Origin of the sequence: Saccharopolyspora antiqui, assembly GCF_052246905.1 — a bacterium.
In the GTDB taxonomy this organism is placed as follows: Bacteria; Actinomycetota; Actinomycetes; order Mycobacteriales; family Pseudonocardiaceae; genus Saccharopolyspora.
Window position 1 is genome coordinate 82,501 of sequence record NZ_JBQQBO010000008.1, and the last position, 20,104, is coordinate 102,604.

At 69.5% G+C, this 20,104-nt stretch carries 17 protein-coding genes; 8 read left to right on the forward strand and 9 right to left on the reverse strand.

What is annotated here, in order from left to right:
• Nucleotides 1-23 precede the first annotated feature (23 nt).
• Nucleotides 24-692, reverse strand: coding sequence for a DUF3153 domain-containing protein (locus ACTWQN_RS15300; protein ID WP_443204132.1), 669 nt, complete (start codon nucleotides 690-692; stop codon nucleotides 24-26).
• A 95-nt stretch (nucleotides 693-787) separates the two neighbouring features.
• Here ACTWQN_RS15300 and ACTWQN_RS15305 point away from each other — a divergent pair, with 95 nt between their 5' ends.
• Nucleotides 788-2,467, forward strand: coding sequence for a DUF885 domain-containing protein (locus tag ACTWQN_RS15305; protein WP_443204133.1), 1,680 nt, complete (start codon nucleotides 788-790; stop codon nucleotides 2,465-2,467).
• Nucleotides 2,468-2,561: 94 nt separating this feature from the next.
• Here ACTWQN_RS15305 and ACTWQN_RS15310 read toward each other — a convergent pair whose 3' ends face one another.
• Nucleotides 2,562-3,131, reverse strand: a complete 570-nt coding sequence (locus ACTWQN_RS15310) for a GNAT family N-acetyltransferase (protein ID WP_443204134.1) — start codon at nucleotides 3,129-3,131, stop codon at nucleotides 2,562-2,564.
• A 317-nt stretch (nucleotides 3,132-3,448) separates the two neighbouring features.
• Here ACTWQN_RS15310 and ACTWQN_RS15315 point away from each other — a divergent pair, with 317 nt between their 5' ends.
• On the forward strand, nucleotides 3,449-3,895 hold the full coding sequence (locus ACTWQN_RS15315) for an SAV_6107 family HEPN domain-containing protein (RefSeq protein WP_443204135.1): 447 nt from the start codon (nucleotides 3,449-3,451) through the stop codon (nucleotides 3,893-3,895).
• Nucleotides 3,892-4,662 carry a maleylpyruvate isomerase N-terminal domain-containing protein gene (locus ACTWQN_RS15320; protein WP_443204136.1) on the forward strand — a complete coding sequence of 257 codons (771 nt, stop codon included), beginning with the start codon at nucleotides 3,892-3,894 and terminating at the stop codon, nucleotides 4,660-4,662. The genes ACTWQN_RS15315 and ACTWQN_RS15320 overlap by 4 nt, the downstream gene beginning before the upstream one ends.
• A gap of 99 nt (nucleotides 4,663-4,761) precedes the next feature.
• Here ACTWQN_RS15320 and ACTWQN_RS15325 read toward each other — a convergent pair whose 3' ends face one another.
• The 4 genes from ACTWQN_RS15325 to ACTWQN_RS15340 all read right to left on the reverse strand — a co-directional run bounded on the left by ACTWQN_RS15325 (nucleotide 4,762) and on the right by ACTWQN_RS15340 (nucleotide 9,150).
• Complete coding sequence (locus tag ACTWQN_RS15325; RefSeq protein WP_443204137.1) at nucleotides 4,762-5,877, reverse strand: aminopeptidase; 1,116 nt, start codon at nucleotides 5,875-5,877, stop codon at nucleotides 4,762-4,764.
• A complete protein-coding gene (locus tag ACTWQN_RS15330) occupies nucleotides 5,874-7,385 on the reverse strand; it encodes an FGGY-family carbohydrate kinase (protein WP_443204138.1) in 1,512 nt (503 codons plus the stop codon). The genes ACTWQN_RS15325 and ACTWQN_RS15330 overlap by 4 nt, the downstream gene beginning before the upstream one ends.
• 25 nt (nucleotides 7,386-7,410) lie before the next feature.
• Nucleotides 7,411-8,226, reverse strand: coding sequence for a BtpA/SgcQ family protein (locus ACTWQN_RS15335; RefSeq protein ID WP_443204139.1), 816 nt, complete (start codon nucleotides 8,224-8,226; stop codon nucleotides 7,411-7,413).
• Between the two features lie 123 nt (nucleotides 8,227-8,349).
• On the reverse strand, nucleotides 8,350-9,150 hold the full coding sequence (locus tag ACTWQN_RS15340; RefSeq protein ID WP_443204140.1) for a DeoR/GlpR family DNA-binding transcription regulator: 801 nt from the start codon (nucleotides 9,148-9,150) through the stop codon (nucleotides 8,350-8,352).
• A 375-nt stretch (nucleotides 9,151-9,525) separates the two neighbouring features.
• Between ACTWQN_RS15340 and ACTWQN_RS15345 the strand changes: the two genes are divergently transcribed.
• The 3 genes from ACTWQN_RS15345 (at nucleotide 9,526) to ACTWQN_RS15355 (ending at nucleotide 12,195) form a co-directional block, all read left to right on the forward strand.
• Nucleotides 9,526-10,293, forward strand: a complete 768-nt coding sequence (locus ACTWQN_RS15345; RefSeq protein WP_443204141.1) for an SDR family NAD(P)-dependent oxidoreductase — start codon at nucleotides 9,526-9,528, stop codon at nucleotides 10,291-10,293.
• Nucleotides 10,294-10,328: 35 nt separating this feature from the next.
• Nucleotides 10,329-11,591, forward strand: a complete 1,263-nt coding sequence (locus ACTWQN_RS15350; RefSeq protein ID WP_443204142.1) for an MFS transporter — start codon at nucleotides 10,329-10,331, stop codon at nucleotides 11,589-11,591.
• 85 nt (nucleotides 11,592-11,676) lie between these two features.
• Nucleotides 11,677-12,195: a GNAT family N-acetyltransferase gene (locus tag ACTWQN_RS15355; RefSeq protein WP_443204143.1), complete on the forward strand. Its 519-nt coding sequence runs from the start codon at nucleotides 11,677-11,679 to the stop codon at nucleotides 12,193-12,195.
• A gap of 29 nt (nucleotides 12,196-12,224) precedes the next feature.
• Here the strand turns inward: ACTWQN_RS15355 and ACTWQN_RS15360 are convergent, their stop codons facing one another.
• On the reverse strand, nucleotides 12,225-16,796 hold the full coding sequence (locus tag ACTWQN_RS15360; protein WP_443204144.1) for an ATP-dependent helicase: 4,572 nt from the start codon (nucleotides 16,794-16,796) through the stop codon (nucleotides 12,225-12,227).
• Nucleotides 16,797-16,962: 166 nt separating this feature from the next.
• On the opposite strand from ACTWQN_RS15360, the gene ACTWQN_RS15365 reads away from it, so the two are divergent.
• Nucleotides 16,963-18,783 (forward strand): Hsp70 family protein, encoded by a 1,821-nt coding sequence (locus tag ACTWQN_RS15365; protein WP_443204145.1) that lies wholly within the window; start codon nucleotides 16,963-16,965, stop codon nucleotides 18,781-18,783.
• Between the two features lie 5 nt (nucleotides 18,784-18,788).
• Here ACTWQN_RS15365 and ACTWQN_RS15370 read toward each other — a convergent pair whose 3' ends face one another.
• Complete coding sequence (locus ACTWQN_RS15370; RefSeq protein ID WP_443204322.1) at nucleotides 18,789-18,920, reverse strand: hypothetical protein; 132 nt, start codon at nucleotides 18,918-18,920, stop codon at nucleotides 18,789-18,791.
• Between the two features lie 38 nt (nucleotides 18,921-18,958).
• Between ACTWQN_RS15370 and ACTWQN_RS15375 the strand changes: the two genes are divergently transcribed.
• Entirely contained in the window at nucleotides 18,959-19,153 is a 195-nt protein-coding gene (locus tag ACTWQN_RS15375) for a DUF3046 domain-containing protein (protein ID WP_443204146.1), read from the forward strand.
• Nucleotides 19,154-19,237: 84 nt separating this feature from the next.
• Here the strand turns inward: ACTWQN_RS15375 and ACTWQN_RS15380 are convergent, their stop codons facing one another.
• Nucleotides 19,238-19,984 carry a DUF4383 domain-containing protein gene (locus ACTWQN_RS15380; protein ID WP_443204147.1) on the reverse strand — a complete coding sequence of 249 codons (747 nt, stop codon included), beginning with the start codon at nucleotides 19,982-19,984 and terminating at the stop codon, nucleotides 19,238-19,240.
• Between the last annotated feature and the right edge of the window lie 120 nt (nucleotides 19,985-20,104).

Consider the following 20,104-nt stretch of genomic DNA (forward strand, 5'->3'; position numbering starts at 1 on the left):
TGCTCCGGGGCTCGATCGGCAGCTCACACGTTCAGCTCAGCGCGGTGGCGCAGGTGGGCGCGCAGCGCGAGCGCCGCCACCAGGAGAGCGGCGGTGAGGGTGAGCCCGCCGACCAGCAGCGCCCAGCCGATCCAGTCCATGCCGGTGGCGTTGGCGAACTGGTAGGTGGCCGACAGCTCGGTGACCTCGCCGGGCTGCAGCACCCAGCTGACCGTGCCCGCGCTCTCCTGCCCGTTGGTGTTGGTGATCTCGCCCGGCGCGCTGATCTTCAGCTCGACCCCGGAGTCGGTGTCGGCCAACGGGGTCAGATCCGCCGAACCCTCGAAGATCACCAGCGAGCCGGATCGGGACAACTGCAGCCGGTACCGGGAGTCCGACGGGCTCAGCGCCGCGCCGAGCTGCTCGACCTCCTGGAAGGTCAGGTCGTGGAAGGACAGGTGGGAACCGACGCGGCCGTCCCGGTCGTAGGGCGTGACCCGCACCCGGTTGGCCAAGTCGTCCGGCGGTTGCAACCGGAACGGCACCTGGCCGTCGGCGGTTTGGGTGGACACCAGGACCTCGCCGGAGACGAGGTCGTCGCCGGAGATGTTCAGCGCGGCGTTGACGTGCAGGCAACCGCTGAGCAGGGTGCCGAGCACCGTGATCAGGACCAGCAGGAGCGCGGCGTGGCCGCGCGGCGTCTTGCCCTCCACCTGGACGATCTTCGCATCCAGCGGGCATTTTCGCCGACTGCGATACCCCTTTGCCGTAGCGCGTGCGAGTCGTGGCCACGCGATAGCGTTGCGTCATGGGAGTTGACCACAACGGCGTTCACGAGATCAGCGACCAGTTCGTCGACGAGCTGGTCGCGCTCGATCCGATCGCGGGAACATATTTGGGCGTGCCCGGTCGCGAGGAAGAACTGACCGACTACTCGCCGGACGGGCATCAGGCCCGCGCGGAGCTGGCCCGCCGCAGCCTGGCGGCGGTGCAGGCGGCCGAGCCGGTCGACGACTCGCAGCGCATCGCGCAGGCGGTGTTCGCCGAGCGGGTCGGGCTCGACCTGGAACTGCACGAGATCGGCGCGGACATGGCGTCGCTGAACGTGATCGCCAGCCCGGCGCAGGAACTGCGGCAGGTCTTCGACCTGATGCCGACGGAGACCCCGGAGCAGTGGCGCACCATCGCCCACCGCCTATCGGCGATGCCCGAGGCGGTCCAGGGCCTGCGGGCCGGGCTGCTGGCCGCGGCCGGGGACGGCAACGTCTCGGCGGCCCGGCAGGTGAGCAAGGTCGCGGAGCAGTGCGACACCTGGTCGGGGCGCGGTGGGCAGTCGTTCTTCGCGGCGATGGTCGCGCGGGCCGGCGGCGTGGACGAGTCGCTGCGCCGCGACCTGGACACCGCGGCGAAGGCGGCGTCCGAGGCGTATGCGGGACTGGCGGACTTCCTGCGCAGCGAGCTGTTGCCGAAGGCGCCGCAGAAGGACGCGGTCGGCGAGCAGCGATACCGGTTGTGGTCGCGGTACTTCACCGGCGCCCGCCTGGACCTGTACGAGGCGTACGAGTGGGGCTGGCAGGAGTTCTCCGGCATCGAGGCGGAGATGAAGCGGATCGCGAACCGGATCAAGTCGGGCGCGACGCTGGCCGAGGCCGCGGCGGTGCTGGACGCCGATCCGCGCTACCAGGTGCACGGGCAGGACGCGTTCCAGGCGTGGATGCAGGGGCTGTCCGACCAGGCGTTGCAGGACCTGCGCGGCACCCACTTCGAGATCCCGGATCCGCTGATGCGGCTGGAGTGCCGGATCGCCCCGCCGGGCGGTGGTGTTGGCGCCTACTACACCGGCCCGACCGACGACTTCGCCAGGCCCGGCCGGATGTGGTGGTCGGTGCCCGCCGACCGGCAGGACTTCCCCACCTGGCGCGAAGTGTCCACTGTGTATCACGAGGGGGTGCCCGGCCATCACCTCCAGGTCGCCACCTCGGTGCACGAGGCGCAGCGGCTGAACAAGTTCCAGCGGCTGGCCTGCTTCGTCTCCGGCCACGGCGAGGGCTGGGCGCTGTACGCCGAACGACTGATGCGCGAGCTCGGCTACCTCGAAGACGACGGTGACCTGCTCGGCATGCTCAACGACCAGCTCTTCCGCGCGGCGCGCGTGGTGGTCGACATCGGGATGCACCTGGAGCTGGCGATCCCGGCTGGTACCGGGTTCCACGAGGGCGAGCGCTGGACACCTGAACTAGGCCTGGAGTTCATGCTGAGCCGGACCATCACCGACCCGGCGCAGGTCCGCGACGAGATCGACCGCTACCTGGGCTGGCCCGGCCAGGCACCGTCCTACAAGCTCGGCGAACGCCTCTGGCGGGCGGCCCGCGACGAGGCGAAGCAGCGCCACGGCGCGGCCTTCAACATGCGGGAGTTCCACACCGAGGCCCTGAAGATGGGCGGCATGGGCCTGGACACCCTCCGCGAACAACTCACCCTCCTGTGATCACGACGATCACGAGGTGAAGGGCACCTTTCGCCAAGTTAGTTGGTGAAAGGTGCCCTTCAGCGCCCACCTGTCCGTGTGACGGGCGGCGGTGTCAGCGGGGTTCGAGGGGCAGCTGGCGGCCGAGGACCGCGAACGGGCGGGGGTCGCCGGTGAAGCGGTAGTTGCGCAGCACGTCCGCGAAGCCGACCCGACGGTACAGCCGCCACGCCCGCGTCGGGCCCTCCGGGGTGGACAGCAGGACCTTGCTACCCGGTGCTTGCGCGAGCAGGCGGCGCAGGATCTCCTCGCCGAGACCGGCGCCCTGGCTGCCCGGGTACACGTGCAGCTCGGTCAGTTCGAAGTAGTCGTCCAGCCAGCCCCCGGTGTCGCCGCCGCTGGCCAGCAGGCCGCGGCGGACCTGCTCGTGCCACCACTGGCCCGGGGCGCCCAGGTAGCCGTAGCCGATGCCGATGAGCTCGCCGTGATCGCTGAACGCGCCGATGCAGCGCCAACCCGCGCGCAGCATGTGCGCCGACCACATCGGGGCGCGCTGCTGGGCGGTGGTGGGCGGATATCCCATGGCGGTCACGTAGATCTGCAGGGCCTCGGGAAGTCGTGCCCGTAGTTGGTCGGTGGTCAGCTCGGTGATCCGGTCACAACGAGGGGATGGCGCGGCGGTCACGGCCCGAACACTAACCCGTTCGCGGCGCGCGGTCTTTCCGGCAACCGGTCTGCCGATCGCGTCGGCGCTGCCGGATGTCGGATTCGGCCACCCGAATGATCATCATCGCTGGTCATTACTCGAACAGGTGAGCTAGAGCGCATTGCTTGAGTCGATCGCCCCGGCAAGCTAATCTGGGGATGTTCGAACGCGAGTTCGATGAACTCCAGTTCGATCGTCGAGTCCGGCGGTGGGGTGGGGGAAGCACCCTGCCGCCGGACCTGCCGGGCTCCCCAGCGGCAGGCGTGGACGGCTTCGTCGTGCAGAGGAGAACGCCGATGTCTTTTTCCACTGATCTCTCGATACCGGCTCCGCGGCGCTCCGTGGAGAACCACGAACCAACGCCCGAGGCCGAGACACCTGCCGGTGCGCTCTCGTTGCTGCTCCACGCCCGAACCTGCCTGCACGAAGCGGCGGAGGCGGACCGGCCGGGCGACCGGTTCGCGGCCGCGCACGTGGCCGCGTTACGTGCCGCGACCGCGATCGTGGTGGCGCGCTCCTGGCGGCGGGAGGCCGACCGGCCAGCCAGCGTGTGGACGTTGTTGACCGGGGCCGCGCCCGAACTGCGGGAATGGGCGGCGTATTTCGCGGCGCGCTCGGACCTGCGGGCGGCCGCCGAGGCCGGGGTGCCGACGATCACCTGGCTGGCTGCCGACGCGCTGTTGGCGCGCAGCCGGGAGTTCCTCGACATCGTCGGGCGGAGCTTGTTGGGGGTGGCGCGATGAACGGTACTGAAGTGGGGCTCGACTACGGCCGGATGCTGGAACTGCTCGGCATCGAGGCACAGCTGCTCACCGCGGCGACCCATGATGCGCACATCGACGCACCAGTGTGGGGCGCTTCCGGACGGACCCTGGGGCAGACCGTGCGGTTTCTGGGGGATCTGTGCGAGGACACCCTGTCCTGGCTGGGTTCGACCGAGGCCGAACGGCGTTGGGACCTGCCGGACCGGCCCGAATTGCGCGAGGTGGCCAGCCGGTTCGCCGTTCGGTTGGCCGACCTGCTGGCCGAGTTCGGCGCTCGACCACCGCACGATCCGTGTCCGACGTGGTGGCCGGAAGAGCACACCGTGCGGTTCTGGCTGCGCCGGATGCTGCACGCCACGACGGTGCACCGGGTGGACGTGCAGATCGCCGCCGGGATCGAGCCGACGCCGATCGAGCCCGACGTGGCGGGCGACGGCATCGACGAGGTGCTGCGCTTGTGGTTCGGCTACCGGCTGCGCGCGCTCGGCATCACCGCGACGCGCCCCTGCTCGGTCGGGGTCTACGTGGCCGGGCAGAACTGGCTGGTCACCGCCGACCAGAACGGGTCTGCGGTGATCAGCTCGGAGGACGTGTCGACCACGACGCCGGATGCGGTGGTCGGTGGTGACGCGACCGCGGTCTACCTGTGGATGTGGGGGCGGCTGCCGGATCGCGCGGTGGAGACCAGCGGTGATCCGGATGCGATCGCGCAGCTCTGGGGCCTGCTGCAGTTGGCCACCCGCTGAACCCGGCGGCGAAGCGGCCGCGTGGCGTTCGGCGCCCGCCCGCAGTTCACGCCGCTGCGGGCGGGCGACCGGCACCGCGCGGATCAACGGCGCAACGCGTCAGCTGGTCAGCGACGGCCACACGACGCGGCCGTTGGCGATGATCGGGGTGCCGTCGATGGCCAGGGTTCCGCCACCGGCGGCGGTGTGGCGGAGGTCCTTGACAATGTCCCAGTGCAGCGATGATTTGTTCACCCCGCCGCATTCCGGGTAGGCGCGGCCGAGGGCGATGTGCACGGTGCCGAGGATCTTCTCGTCGATGAACAGGTCGCCGGTCCACTGCCGCACGACCGCGCTCAGGCCGATGCCGAGTTCACCGACCCGGCGCGAGCCCTGGTCGGTGCCGATCAGCGCGCGGGCGATATCGGCGCCTGCCGTCGCTCGGACGTCGGTGACCTGGCCGTGCTCGAAATCCAGCCGGAGGTTCTCGAACAGCTGGCCAGCGAAGATCGACTTGCCGGGGAAGGTGATGTGGCCGTCGACGCGATCGTCCACCGGGGCGGTGGCAACCTCACCGTCCGGCAGGTTCGCCTCCCCGGCGAACAGGACGCCACGGCGTCCTTCGATGCCGAGGGTGAGGTCGGTGTCGGCCGACTTGATTGTGGCCGTGCTCCCGTTGGTGAGGGCGTCCGCCACCGGCTGCCACCGCCTCTTGTTGCCGTCCCAATCGTCGAGCGCACCGGCGAAGAACTCGTCCAGGAGGATTTCGGCGGACACCCCGATGTGCGCGGCCCAGGCAGCGGTGGGAATGCGGACGACCGCCCAGCGGGTGCCCTGCCAGCGCAGCGTGGAGATCAGCCCTTTCGCGGTGCGCATCGCCGCCAGCCGCTGCGGCAGGTCCTCGATCGCCGCGTCGTCGGCATCGGGCCAGAGCATGGCCCGGAAGGACACGTGCACGTCGGACCAGGTCATCGCGGCCTCCTCGACCGGGGCGGGCTGGGCGAGCCGGTCCAAGTCGTAAGCAGCCAGTGCCTCCTGGTCGAGGGATTCGCCGGTGTAGACGGTCTGCACCGCGGCACCCGACCTGGTCGCGACGCGGATGAGCGCATTCGCGGCCGGGAGCGCGGCCGCGTCGTTGACGAAGATGCTGACCCGGGAATCCGCTGCCACGGCCAACCGGTCGGCGATGTGCTCGCCCAGCTCGGTCCAGCGCTGCGGGTTGGTCCTGGTCGTCATGGGGTCCTCAGCTCGTCGAGGGCGGTCACTATTGGTCTGGTGCTGCGGTAGAGCTGCTCGAACAGCTCGCGTTGGCGGGCGTAGAGCGGCGCCAGTTCGCGGCGTGGTTCGATCACGGTGGTCGGGGTGACCCAACGGCCGAGGTCGCGACGCCCGTCGAGGATGCCGACCGCGCTCGCCGCGAGCATCGCGTCCCCGTAGGCGGCACCGGGACCGGAGACGATCTCCTGGGGGTAGCCGGTGATATCGCTGACGGCCTGCACCCAAACCCGGTTCTTGGTGCCACCGCCGATCGCTCGGATGACCCGGGGCGGGAGTCCTTGCTCGTCGAACGTGCGCAACGCGGCGGCCGCGCTGTGGGCGATCGATTCCACGACCGCGCGGGCCACATCGCCGCGGTCGTGTTCCAGCGACAGGCCGAGCAACGCGCCGCGGGCGCCGGGGTCGTACAGCGGGGTCCGCTCGCCGCTGAGGTACGGAATGGCCAGCAGTCCCCGCGCCCCCGGCGGGGAAGCGGCGGCGAGCTCGGCGAGCTCCGCGTAGAGCGCATCGCTGCCGCCCGCCTCCGGGGAAAGCAGGTCGGCGTACCAGCGGGTGAAACTTCCGGCCGTGGCGGTGCCAGCGGCGAGCAGGTAGGTGTCCGGGAACAGATACGGCGCTGGCCACAGGGTTTTCGACGTCCTGGGACGGTCCAGCACCTCGATCACGAAGTGCGAGGAGCCGTACATGAGCATCATGTCCCGATCGTCGAAAACACCACCGCTGAGCGCTTCGGCCGGTGCGTCGGGCGCCCCCACGAGCACTGGGGTGCCGGTGCGCAGTCCGGTCGCTTCGGCCGCCGAGCTGGTGATGCGACCGGCGATGTCGCCGGACCAACCCAGCTCGGGCAGCTGTTCACGGGTGAGCGCACCTGGGTTTCGCGCCAGGTTCCAGTCGAGGGTGCGTTGGTCGTAGAACGGGTGGTAGTAGGCCGCGGTCGCGTGGTCGACGACCCACCTGCCGATGAGCCGTCCGACGATGAAGGTCTGGCAGGTGAGGAACAGCGCCGTGCGGGCGAAGACGTCGGGTTCGTACTGCTCGATCCAGGCGATCTTCGGTCCGGCCGACTGCGAGGTGAGCGAGGTGCCCGAGCGTTCGAGGATCTCGGTTTCTCCGATGGCCTCGTTGAGCTGGTCGATCTGGGCTGCCGCGCGGGTGTCGACCCCGTAGAGGATCGCGTTGCGCAGCGGCGTACCGCAGCGGTCGATGGGCAGCACGCACGGCCCGATGCCGCTGACGGAAACCGCGGCGAGGTCACCGGCGGTCCGCTCGTGCTCGGCCAGCAGCGCGCGAACGACGTCGACGAATCCGCCCCACCACACCGTTTCCGGGTCGTGCTCCAGGTGGCCGGGTCGCGGGACCGCGACGCGGTGCGGACGTCGATGCTGCGCGAGGATCCGACCGTCCTCATCGACGAGAACGCCCTTGGCTTCATACGTGCCGATGTCCACGCCGAGCACAACACTCATCGGGAGCTCCCCGCTCGTTGGGTTGCTACAGGGTGGCGCGGAAGTCGCGGACCGCGCCGATCAGTTCCTGCACCCGGGCCAGGCTCGCCCGGTTCTCGAACACGCCGTCTTCCTTGAAGTAGGTGCCGACCACCGCGCCGTCGGCGATCGCGAGCTGTTCGGCGACGTTGTGCGCCTTCACCCCGGTGTTGACGAACACCGGTACGTTCCCGGCGGCATTCTTGACGATCTTCAACGACTGGGTGTCGGTCGGAGCGCCCGCGGTGAGCCCGGAGACGCAGAGCGCGTCGGGGCGTGCGGCGAACACGGTGGTCTCCGCGATGGACTGCAGGCTGCGGTCGGCGAGGTACTGCGCGGACTCGGGAACGATGTTGAACAGCAGCTTCACGTCGTCCGCGCCGATGCGGTGGCGGTGCCGTGCGACCTCCCCGATGTTGGTGTTCCACAGGCCGAAGTCGCTCGCGTAGACGCCGGTGAAGATCTCCCGAACCCACTGCGCACCGGTGGCGACCGCCAGGTCGATGGAGGCGCGGCCGTCCCAGAGCACGTTGACGCCGTAGGGGATGGCGATGTCGGGGAGGAGTTCGGCGATGATGCGCGCCATCGAGATCGCGGTGATCGGCTCGGTCTGGGTGAGGTAGGGCAGGCTGAACTCGTTGGAGATCATCACGCCATCGACCCCGCCGGCCTGCAACGCCGCGAGTTCACCTTTGGCGCGGTCGACGATGGCGGAAATGCCCGCCTCGGTGTCGTAGCCCGGGTCGCCCGGCAGCGCCGAGAGGTGCAGCATCGCGATGATCGGCTTGGGGGCGGCGAAAACGTCGTTGAGCCAGGTTGTCATGGGTTTCGTGCTTTCTCTTCCTAGGGACGACTGCTGCGCACCGGGGTGCGCGGTTGCGGGTTGCGCTGGTCGGCGGTCCAGCCCTGGCGGCGACCGGTTTCAGCCCTCTGCACCCGAGGGCCGTCACGTCGCGAGACCCCGGGGAACCCGAGTGGTCGACGCTGTGACGATCTCGACGCCGGAACCGGCTGCGGCGGCGCTGACGTCTTCGGGCGCGGCACCGTCGGTGACGAGGATGTCCGCTGCCCCCAGGGCGGCGATGTTGACCAGGTGCGTGCGGCCGAACTTGGTGTGGTCGGCCGCGACGATCAGCCGATCGGCCGCTCGGATCGCGGCCCGCTTCACCGCGCTCTCCTCCCGGTGGTAGTCGGTGAAGCCGCGCTCGGCGTCGATGCCCGCGACGCCCATCACGAAGGTGTCGCAGCTGTAGCGGTCGAAGGCCTCCATGGCTTCGGCGCCGATCAGGCTGAGCTCTCCGGGGCGGACCAGCCCACCGGCGAGGAGCACCGTGGTGCCGGGCTCGTCGGCCAGTTCGAGGGCGACCAGGATGCTCGGTGTCACAACGGTCAGCTCCAGGTTGGCGCCGCGGATCGCGCGAGCGACGGCGAGGGCGGTGCTGCCGCTGTCCAGGATCACGGTCTCGTGGGTGGTCAGCCGCGCGACGACGGCTTCGGCGATGTGCTGCTTGCTGGCCGCTTCGAGATTGGCGCGAGCCTCGAACGGCGGTTCGGCGGCCTTCCCGGCGGCGATCGCGCCGCCGATCACCTTCCGCACCACACCTTTGGACTCCAGAACATCGATATCGCGGCGGATCGTCATCTCGGAGACGCCGAACTCGGCCGCGAGGGCGCCGAACTCGACTTCGCCCTCCGCGAGCACCTGCGCGCGGATCAGTCTCTGGCGCTCGCTGGCATCGACGGCCATCGCGAATTCTCCATCCCGTTCCTCTGACGTCGCCCCGGCTGCCGGTGGGGCAGTGAGCGCCTGATGTGATTTTCTCACATTCTAGCGCTGTTTGGCTCGTAGTGGTAAGCCCTGCCTCTCGGCGGCGTCCAGTCTATCGAATTTCTTCTTCCTATCAGGGAAGATTCGAGTCGGAGCAGGACGTAGGGGCTGGCGACAACGCGGGACGCGGACAGGCCCTTGTGAGATCCGATTACATCGAGCTAGCATCGAATGTGATTTCACAACACGAGGTTTTCAAGATTCCGACGCACCGGACGCGCCAGGCGCAGCTGAGGCGTCGAGAACCGCGGGACCACCAGGCCCCACGAGCACCACCCCGAAAGGACCCGACGGATGAGACTCCACGGCAAAGTCGCTGTGATCACCGGAGCGGCAAGCGGCCAGGGCGCCGCCGCGGCACGGCGGTTCACCGAAGAGGGCGCATCCGTCGCCCTGCTGGACTGGGACGGCGAACAGGGCGCCGCCATGGAGCGCGAGCTCGTCGACGCGGGACGAACCGCCGCGTTCTACCAGCTCGACATCTCCGACGAACAGGCCGTGGCCGACACGATCGCCGCCGTGCACCAGCGATTCGGCCACCTCGACGTGCTGTTCAACAACGCCGGTATCGGGTATTCGTCCAACGACACCTACACGATGACCTCGGTGCTGAACACACCCGTCGCGCACTGGCGGAAGATCCTCGAAATCAACCTCGACGGTGCCGCGAACGTGACCCGGCACGTCCTTCCGGTCATGATCGCATCCGGCGGCGGGTCGATCATCAACAACTCATCCATCAACGCGATCGTCGGAATGCCCGGCGCGGATGCCTACACGGCGTCCAAGGGCGGACTCGTCGCGCTGACGCGCGTGTGGGCCGTCGACTACGGCCGAAAGAACGTGCGGGTCAACTGCATCTGCCCCGGATCCATCAGGACCCCGATGATGGCCGACGCGATCAAGACCCCCGAGGACGAAGCCCACTTCTCCAACAACCTCCTGGGGCGCATGGGAACTCCCGAGGAAATCGCCGACATCGCCCTGTTCTTCGCATCGGACGAGTCGAGCTACCTCACCGGTGTAATCCTGCCCGCAGACGGTGGCTGGACAGCGCAGTAGCCCGCGGACCCAACTCCCGAAGATTGGCGCTGCTCGTGACCACCACAGCCTCCGCTGAAGAAGCACCGCGATCCGTCCTCGAAAGAGCGGGGATCCCGAAGAAGATCTCCTGGGGTTTCCTCGGGATCTTCCTGTTCATGATCGGAACCGGCCTCGAAGTCAGCTGGCTCAGCCCCTACCTGGTCGCCCAGGGGATCAGCCTGGGCGTCGTCGCCGCCGTGTTCTCCACCTACGGCGTCTGCGTCTCGCTGGCCTCCTGGCTCTCCGGAGTGCTCTTCGAGGTCCTCGGAGCGAAGAAGACGATGCTCGCCGCGTTCGTCTTCTTCGCGGTCGGCACGAGCTTGTTCGTCGGCGTGGGGGTGCAGCAGCACGCCGTGTGGGCGCTGTTCGCCGGTTACGCGATCAAGGGGTTCAGCTATCCGCTGTTCTCCTACTCCTTCCTCGTCTGGATCGCATACCGAGCACGACCGAGCCGGATGAGCGCGGCGTACGGCTGGTTCTGGTTCGCCTTCGCCGGCGGGATGAGCGTCGTGGGCGCCTACGGATCCGACGTCTTCATCCGCTACTTCGGAAACATCCCGACGCTGTGGTCCACTCTGCTGTGGGCGGCACTCGGCGCATTCGCGATGATCTTCCTCAACCGCGACGACGTGAAACCCCGACACGCGAGCACCGGCAGCCGGTGGAAGGACCTGGCATCGCTGGTCACGATCATCAAAGCGGAACCGCGGCTGCTGCTCGTGCTCGTCATCCGCATCATCAACACGCTCCCCCAATTCGCGTTCCCGATCTTCATGCCGCTCTACCTCGCCGATCTCGGGTACAGCACATCCGAGTGGTTGAGCGTGTGGGGCACGATCTTCCTGCTCAACATCGTGTTCAACCTGGTCTTCGGGCACGCGGGCGACAAGATCGGCTGGAAGCGGACGATCTCCATCGTCGGCGGCTTCGGCGGCGCGGTCTCGGTCATCGCGTTCTTCTACGTCCCGCAACTGTTCGGCCACAACTACTGGGCACTGCTGATCGCTGGCACCGCGTGGGGCGTCAGCATGGCCGGGTACATCCCCCTCGACGCCGTGACCGCGAACCTCGTCAAGTCCAACAAGGGTGCCGCGATCTCGATCCTGAACCTGGGAGCGGGCCTGTCCACCCTCGCCGGACCGCTGATCGTGGCCTTGTTCACCGGCGCGATCGGCTACGTCGGCGTGTCGTGGATCATGTGCCTGCTCTACCTCGGAGTCGGCGTCTCGATCTGGTACGTCGCACCGAAGCAGGGCCGCGAAGCCAAAAGCTCGTGAGCGAGGACGACCCGTCACAGCCCGCAGCACCACCCGCCCGCACAAATCGTTTGCGCTTCCGGATCGGTTGGGACAGCGTGGGCGCGTGCTGATCCGACGCGAGACACCCGCGGATGTCGCTGCCATCCGCGCAGTTCATTCGGCCGCGTTCGCCAAGACCACGCCACCGGGTCAGGTTCCGGTCGAGGTGGGCCTGGTCGATGCGCTGCGGGCTGGCGATGCCTGGCTGCCCGAGTTGTCCCTGGTAGCGCAGCGGGACGGCGAGATCGCAGGACACGTGGTGTGCACCCGAGGCCACGTCGCCGAGACCCCGGTGCTGGCGCTCGGACCGATCGGGGTGCCGCCGCAACTGCAGGGGCAGGGGGTCGGTGCCGCGTTGATGCATGCGGTGCTCGGCGGCGGCGATGCGCTCGGCGAGCCGATGGTCGTGCTGCTCGGCCACCTCGACTACTACCCGATGTTCGGCTTCGAGCCCGCCGAGACCTACGGCATCACACCGCCGGTGCCGGACTGGGGCTCGCATTTCCAGGTCCGCGCACTGGCCAGCTACCGGCCGTCGATCCGCGGCGAATTCCGCTACGCCGAGCCGTTCATGCAGCTGTAGCGGGCGGCCACAGCCTGGCGCGCAGCTGCTCAGGCGCGTAGTCGCAAACCCTTCGGAGTGGCGCGGAATCCCGCCTCGGTGAGCACCGCCGCCAGACGGGACCCCCACGCGCCCTCGCCGTCGGCGCGCTGCACCGCCAGCTGATCCAACCAACCGTCCCGGACGATGCGGGCCAGCCCCGCCGCGGCGCGGCGCAAAGCCGACTCATCGTCGGTGAACGACAACAACGACTTCCCGCCCCGCTCGACGTAGAACACCGCCGCGCCCGACACGAGCACCACGAGCGCACCGGCCTTGCGCCCCGGACGATGCCGGGTTTCACCCATCACCGCAGGCCATTCCAGCGCCCCACCGTAGGGCTGCGCCGGATCGGCGGCGGCCAGCACCACCGCATCGCCGTCGCCGTCGTCCCGGGACATCGCGCGCAGCCGATCGATCGCACCGGGCACCGCGAACTGCGCGGCACCAAGACCCTCGACGACATATCCGCGCCGACACCGACCGGACTCCTCCATGGCCCGAAGCACCTTGTAGACCGCCGAAAACCCGCCAACGACCCGTTCGACGTCCAACGCGCCACGCGTCAACACCCCATGCCGTTCCAAGAACGCCTCGGCCCGCGCGTGCGCCCGCCGCGTCGGATCACCCGAAGGCTGCGGAGCCAGCGACCAGCGCCCGGACACCGTGGGCGGACCACCACGACTGGGCATCGACGGCCGACCAGCGCGCAACCGCGCATAACGACCGCGCGGCGCGCTGCGGCGCGGCTTGTGCGCCGCCCCGCGCCCGGACACCAAAGCCCGCAACGGCGCCAAGGTGTCGTTGGTGACCGTCCCCGACCAGACCAGATCCCACAACGCCGAGGTGAGCAGGTCGTCGGTGGGCGCCGACTCGCCCTGCTCCAGCAACACCGCGCCCGCACGATCGGCCAACTGCCGGAAGAACAGCGCCCCACCGTCCAATGCGGACACCACGGCGCGATGCAGCGGAGAATCCGAACCCGGCTCCTCCGGCAGATCCGGCAACAGCAGATCGGCGACATCGGTGGGCGCCAACGCGATCCAACCATCACCACCGGCCAGCGAACCCGAACCCACCCAGCTGACCTCACCGGTCGCGGTCAACTCGTCGAGCAACGCGGGGGAGTAGCCGGGCAACCGGGCGGGCAGGACCAGCGACTCCAACCCGCTCGCCGGGACCGGAGCCCCCGCGAGCTGCTCCACCACGGCATACACGTCATCCACCGTGGGCGCGGTGCGCAACCGGGCGCCGATGCCGTGCCAGACCGGCAGAAAACGACCCAACGCGGCCGGTTCCACCGGCTCGACCTCGGCCCGCAAGCGAGCCAACGACGCCCGCCGCAACCGCCGCAACACCTCGGCATCGCAGTACTCCAAGGCCCCGCCGCCACCGGCCTCCAGCGGTCGCAGCTCGCCGCGCACCAACCGACCCGAACCGGTGAGCCGATCCAGCACGCCGTGCACCACCGCCACCCCCAACCCGAACCGGTGCGCCGCGGCGTCGGCGGTGAACGGCCCACGACAGCGGGCGTAGCGGATCAGCAGATCACCCAGCGGATCGGCAACCGGCTCGGTGAACGCCTCCGGTACACCGACCGGCAGCGCAACCCCCAGCGCATCGCGGACCCGGCCCGCATCCTCGACGGGCAGCCACCGCTGATCCCCCGCGATGCGCACCCGCAGCACCCGGCGCTGCTCCGCCAAATCCGCCAGCCACGCCGGTCGCACACCCCGCGCCTCGGCCTCCTCGGTCGACAGATCACCCAGGAACCGCAGCAGATCCATCGCCGACTCCGCATCGCGGGCATGCCACTGCGGGGACAGCCGTTGCAACTGCTGCTCGATCTCCGCAAGCGCCGCCGGATCCAGCAGCTCCCGCAGCGCCTCCGAGCCGAGCAGCTCGGCCAGCAGCGTCGAATCCAGGCTCAACGCCGCCGACCGCCGCTCCGCCAGCGGCGCATCCGTCTCGTACAGGAACATGCCGATGTAGCCGAACAACAAGCTGCGCGCGAACGGCGACGGCGTCGCCGTCTCGACCTCCACCACCCGCACCTTCCGCGCCGCGACCTGCGACATCAGCTCGGTCAACCCGGGCAGGTCGTAGACGTCCTGCAAGCACTCCCGCATCGCCTCCAGCACGATCGGGAACTGCTCGTACTGCGCCGCCACCGCCAGCAACTGCGCCGCCCGCTGCCGCTGCTGCCACAACGGCGTACGACGACGCGGATCCCGGCGCGGCAGCAGCAGCGCCCGCGCCGCGCACTCCCGGAACCGAGCCGCGAACAGCGCCGAACCACCGACCTCATCGGTCACCACCTGCTGCACTTCCTCCGGCGGCAGCAGCACGTCCTCCGCGGTCGGCAACACCTCCGCGCCCGAATCGTCCAACGCATCCGCCAACCGCAGCACGATCCCGTCATCCGACGACGCCACCTGCGGCTCGACCCCCCGCCGCTGGCGGATCCGCGCGCCGATGGCCAACGCCCACGGCCCGTTCACCTTGGCGCCGAACGGCGAATGCACCACCAGCCGCCAATCGCCGAGCTCATCGCGGAACCGCTCCACCACGATCGTGCGGTCATCCGGGACGTGCCGGGTCGCCTGCCGCTGTTCGTCCAAATAGGACAGCAGATTGTCCTGGGCCCACTCGTCCAACCCAGCGGCCGCGATGCGGGACCGCGCCGCCGCGCCATCCGCGCCGGTCAACTCCCGGACGAAGGCGCCGAGCGCCCGCCCGAGCTCCAGCGGACGGCCCGGCTGATCGCCCTTCCAGAACGGCATCCGACCCGGCTCGCCCGGCGCCGGTATCACCACGACCCGGTCGTGGGTGATGTCTTCCACCCGCCAAGCCGAAGTGCCCAGCAGGAAGACATCCCCGACCCGCGACTCGTAGACCATCTCCTCGTCGAGCTCACCAACCCGCACCCCGCCCTTGCCCGCGGCATCGTCGCCCGGCGTGGTCACGGTGAACAGCCCCCGATCCGGGATCGTGCCGCCCGAAGTCACCGCGAGCCGCTGCGCGCCCGGCCGCGCCCGCAACTCATCGTTCACCCGATCCCAGACGATGCGGGCCCGCAACTCACCGAACTCCTCGCTGGGATAACGGCCCGCCAACATGTCCAACACCGCGTGCAACGCCGAATCCGGCAACCCCGCGAAAGGCGCCGCCCGCCGCAGCACAGCCGCCAACCGCGACACCGGCCAGCTGTCCATCGCGACCATCGACACCACGTGCTGCGCCAACACGTCCAACGGATTGCGCGGAAAGGCGATCGACTCGATCAACCCATCGGCCATCCGCTCCGAAACCACCGCGCAACCGACCAGATCACCCCGGAACTTCGGGAACACCACCCCCCGCGACACCGCGCCGACCTGGTGCCCGCCACGACCGATGCGCTGCAACCCGGAAGCCACGCTCGGCGGCGTCTCCACCTGCACCACCAGATCCACCGCACCCATGTCGATGCCCAGCTCCAGCGACGAGGTCGCCACCACGCAAGCCAGCCGCCCCGACTTCAGCTCCTCCTCGACCACCGCCCGCTGCTCCTTCGACATCGAGCCGTGGTGCGCCTTGGCCACCACCGGCGGCGCACCACCGCCGATGCCCGAACCACCCACCGCCTCCGCCGGGAACCGCGACATCGGCACCGGCTCCTCGGCCGCGAGCTCGTTGATCCCAGCCGTCAACCGCTCGGCCAGCCGCCGCGAATTGGTGAACACGATGGTCGAACGGTGCTGCCGGATCAGCTCCAGGATCCGCTCCTGCACCGACGGCCAGATCGACGCGCGCTGCTGCGGACCCGCCGCCGAACCCTCGACCTCACCCGTCGACGCACCCAACTCCGCCATGTCCGGCACCGGCACCTCGACCCGGACCTCGACCTCCTTCGGATGCGCGGGCTGGACCGTGCGCACCGGCCGACCACCCGCCAAGAAGGTCCGCACCTCCGCCACCGGGCGAACCGTCGCCGACAACCCCACCCGCTGCGCGGGCCGCGACAACAACTCGTCCAACCGCTCCAGCGAAAGCGCCAGATGAGCCCCGCGCTTGGTGCCCGCCACCGCGTGCACCTCATCGACGATCACGGTCTCGACACCGCGCAGCGAATCCCGCGCCGCCGAGGTCAACAGCAGGAACAACGACTCGGGCGTGGTCACCAGCACGTCCGGCGGCGTTCGGGCGAACGAACGCCGCTGGTCAGCCGGGGTGTCCCCGGTGCGGATGCCGACCCGGATGTCCGGTGGCGCGCTGCCGCGGCGCTGCGCGGCCTGCCGGATCCCGGCCAGCGGCGCGCGCAAGTTGCGCTCCACATCGACCGCCAGCGCCTTCAGCGGTGAAACGTAGAGCACCCGGCAGCGCTGCCTCGGCTCCGCGGGCGCGCCTTCGACGGCCAACTTGTCCAGCGCCGACAGGAACGCCGCGAGCGTCTTGCCGGAGCCGGTCGGTGCGACCACCAGGGCGTGCTCGCCGTCGGCGATCGCCTCCCACGCCCCGCGCTGCGCCTCGGTGGGCGCGGCGAAAGCCCCGCGGAACCAGTCGCGGGTGGCCGGGGAGAAGCGGTCCAACACGTCGCTCACCCCTCCATGCTGGACCAACGCACCGACACCGGGCCCGCGCCAGCACCGTGAGCGCCACCACGCGCCACGACCCGACGAATGCGGGGGATCTCTGCAAACCGCCGCGCCGGACGTGGCAGCATTCCACCCAGAAGGATCAACAGTGGTAGGCAGTGGGAGGAAACGGGTGCGCGTCCTGTCAGTGGATCTCGGCACCTCGAACACCGTCGCGGTGCTGTCCGCACACGGCCGACCGCCACGCGTGGTCGAAGTCGACGGCTCGGCCACCATGCCATCCGCCGTGTTCGCCGCCGAAGACGGCGCGATCATCGTCGGCCGCGACGCCGAACGCCGCGCCCGACTGGACCCGTCCCGCTTCGAACCCAACCCCAAGCGCCGCGTCGACGAAAGCACCCTGCTGCTCGGCGACAACGTCATCACCGTCACCGACGCACTGGCCGCCGTGCTGCACCGGGTCGCCGAAGAAACCGCCCGACAACTCGGTGGCGCCCAACCCGACGAAGTCCGCCTCACCCACCCCGCGGGCTGGGGCACCGTCCGACGCAACGTGCTGCTGTCCGCCGCCCGACTCGCCGGACTCAACTGCAACCTGGTCCTCGTACCCGAACCCGTCGCCGCCGCCGCGCACTTCGCCTCGTTCCCCGACCGCGCCCTGGGCACCGGCCAAGCACTGGCCGTCTACGACCTCGGCGCAGGCACCTTCGACTGCGCCATCGTCGGCGCCACCCAGAACGGCTTCGCCGTGCTCGCCGAAGACGGCCTTTCCGACCTCGGCGGCCTGGACATCGACCAAGCCCTGCTGGAACACGTCGGACGACAGGTCTCCAACAAAGACCCACAACGCTGGCAACGACTGCTGCGCCCGGAAACCACCGGCGACCGACGCGCCCAACGCACCCTGCGCGAAGACGTCCGCGCCGCCAAAGAAGCCCTCTCCAGGCACCCGCAAACCGAAGTGCCGATGCCCGAACCCTTCAGCGACGTGCTCGTCACCCGCGCCGAACTCGAAGCCCTGGTGCGACCCAGCATGCTGCGCAGCGTCGAACTCCTCGCCGCCGTGCTGCGCTCCAACGGCATGGGACCCGAACACCTCGCCGGGGTCTACCTCGTCGGCGGCTCCAGCCGACTACCGCTGGTCGCCAGCCTGATCGGCGAACAACTGCGGATCGTGCCCACCACCCTCGACCAGCCCGAAACCGCGGTCGCACTCGGCGCCCACCACGTCTCCCGGGACGGCGCCGCCATGTGGACCCAGGACTTCCGCCCCAACACACCGCCCGGACCGGTCGGCATCCCCTACACCGGACAACCGCAAACCGGATACCGCGAACCCGACACCGTCCGCACCCGCCCGGTGGTCGCACCACCACCGCACTTCCAACCACCAGCCGCCAAACCCGACTCCCGACGCAACCGCAACCTGCTGATCGGCCTCGGCGCGGTCGCAGCCGTCGCGGTGCTCGTCGCCATCGTCGCGATCGTGCTGCGCACCACCGGCGCCCCCGGCACACCCAGCGCGGCCGAATGCCGACAGCCCGGCACCAAGGACGCCAAGGGCTTCACCGCCTGCCTGCGCAACCTCGCCGGCGACATGCCGGAGCACTCCAACTGCGCGCCCGGCTGGCAGCGCATCATGCCCGGCCTGCGGGAACTTGGCGGAACCGTGGTGTCCTGCTCCATCGGCAACCCCAACGAAGGCACCCAGATCATCTACACCCAACTGGACTCGCAGGAAGCCGCCCAGCGACGCGCCGACCTGCTGCTGACCTTCAACGGGGTGACCAGCGACCAGGTCGAGGCGCAGTGGAGCGGCAACGGCCTCTCCGGCACCTACCGAGCGGTCACCAGCGACAACTTCGGCACCCTGGTGTTCACCGTCGACGACCGGCCGCTGGTCGGCATGGTGCTCGAACCCAACGACAAGCAGGAACTGGACCCGAACAAGATGGCCGACGAGTTCGAGGACACCATCCAGCCCGGCACCTGAGGCGCTCACCGGCGGTTGCGGTGCTCCCAGAGGAACCGCACCGCCAGCACCACCGCGGCCAGCAGCCCCGCCGCGATCACCGCCTGCCCCAGCGGCGTGGACAAACCGGTGGGGTCGGCCTGCAACATCAGCAGCACAACACCAGGGTACGGGGCGACGCGTAGGCTGGTCGTCGATGCGCCACACAGCTTTCCGCCAACGCATGGCCGAGGAATTCGGCCGAGTTCGCGCCGAGATGCTCTCCCAGGATCACGTGTTCTCGACCCTCGGCGGGCGCACCGTCGACCAGGCGCTGGACGCCGGGCTGTCGACCAAAGAGGTCTGGCAGGCCGTCTGCGAAGCCTTCGAAGTACCCGCCGAACGACGCTGACGAACAAGCTCCGCGGGTGCGGTGGCGGAACCTCGGACGCGGTCTCGGCTCCAAAGACGTTTCCGTCGCGCGCTTTCCGAGGTGTCAGGGCTCGGGTTTTTCCGGCCGCTGCTGTTTCGGTGGTTCGAAATCCGCCCACAGGTTCTGCGCGCTGATCTGCTGCTCGGGAGTGCGCCCGGCGTCCAGGTAGTGCTGGTAAGCCCGGCGCCGCTCCTCCTGCAGGTGCCGCCACGCCGCCGAGCGCACCAGCCGGTCCTGCTGCGGAGTGGGATGGCCCTCGGCGACCGCGACCTCGGCCTCGCAGAGCGGTTCGAGTTCGGCGATGCGCCGCTCATCGGCCAACCGCTGCTCCGGCACGTCCTCGGCGGGCGGTTCGTGGTGCCGGTAGCGCTTGTAGGGGTTGTCCTCCGGCAGCCCACCGCTGACCCGGCCGTAGAACCCGAGGAACATCAACAGCATGCCCGCGACCAGGCTGAACACCACGTTCTGCAGCTTGAAGGCGAACAGGTTCCACGGGGTGTCCAGCAGACCCAGGTTGATCAGCCCGGACAGGAAGAACAGCACCCCGATCGCGGCGGTGGTGGTGGACGCGACCGGCCCGCCCCAGGCCGCGGCACCGACCAGGATCGCGCCGACCACGACCGAGACCACCGCGAGCAGGCCGTTGCTGGACAGCCCGAGGATGTCGATGCCCCGGGTGGTGAACAGCGGTACCTGGTTGGCCAGGCCCAGCACGCCGAAGGCCAGCAGGCAGGCCCCGAAGATGGCCGCCCCGACGCGGTAGAACCGGCTCAGCGGATGGTCGGGCGGAAGGTAGCGGTCCATGCGCATGATCGGCACCCCCAAGGCGCCCGCGGCGACTTCTCCTTCGAGTGTCCACCCCGCATCGGTGATCGCACCGTTACACGGTCGGGTGACGGGGTTGGCGTGTCGGGAAGATGATCGAACATC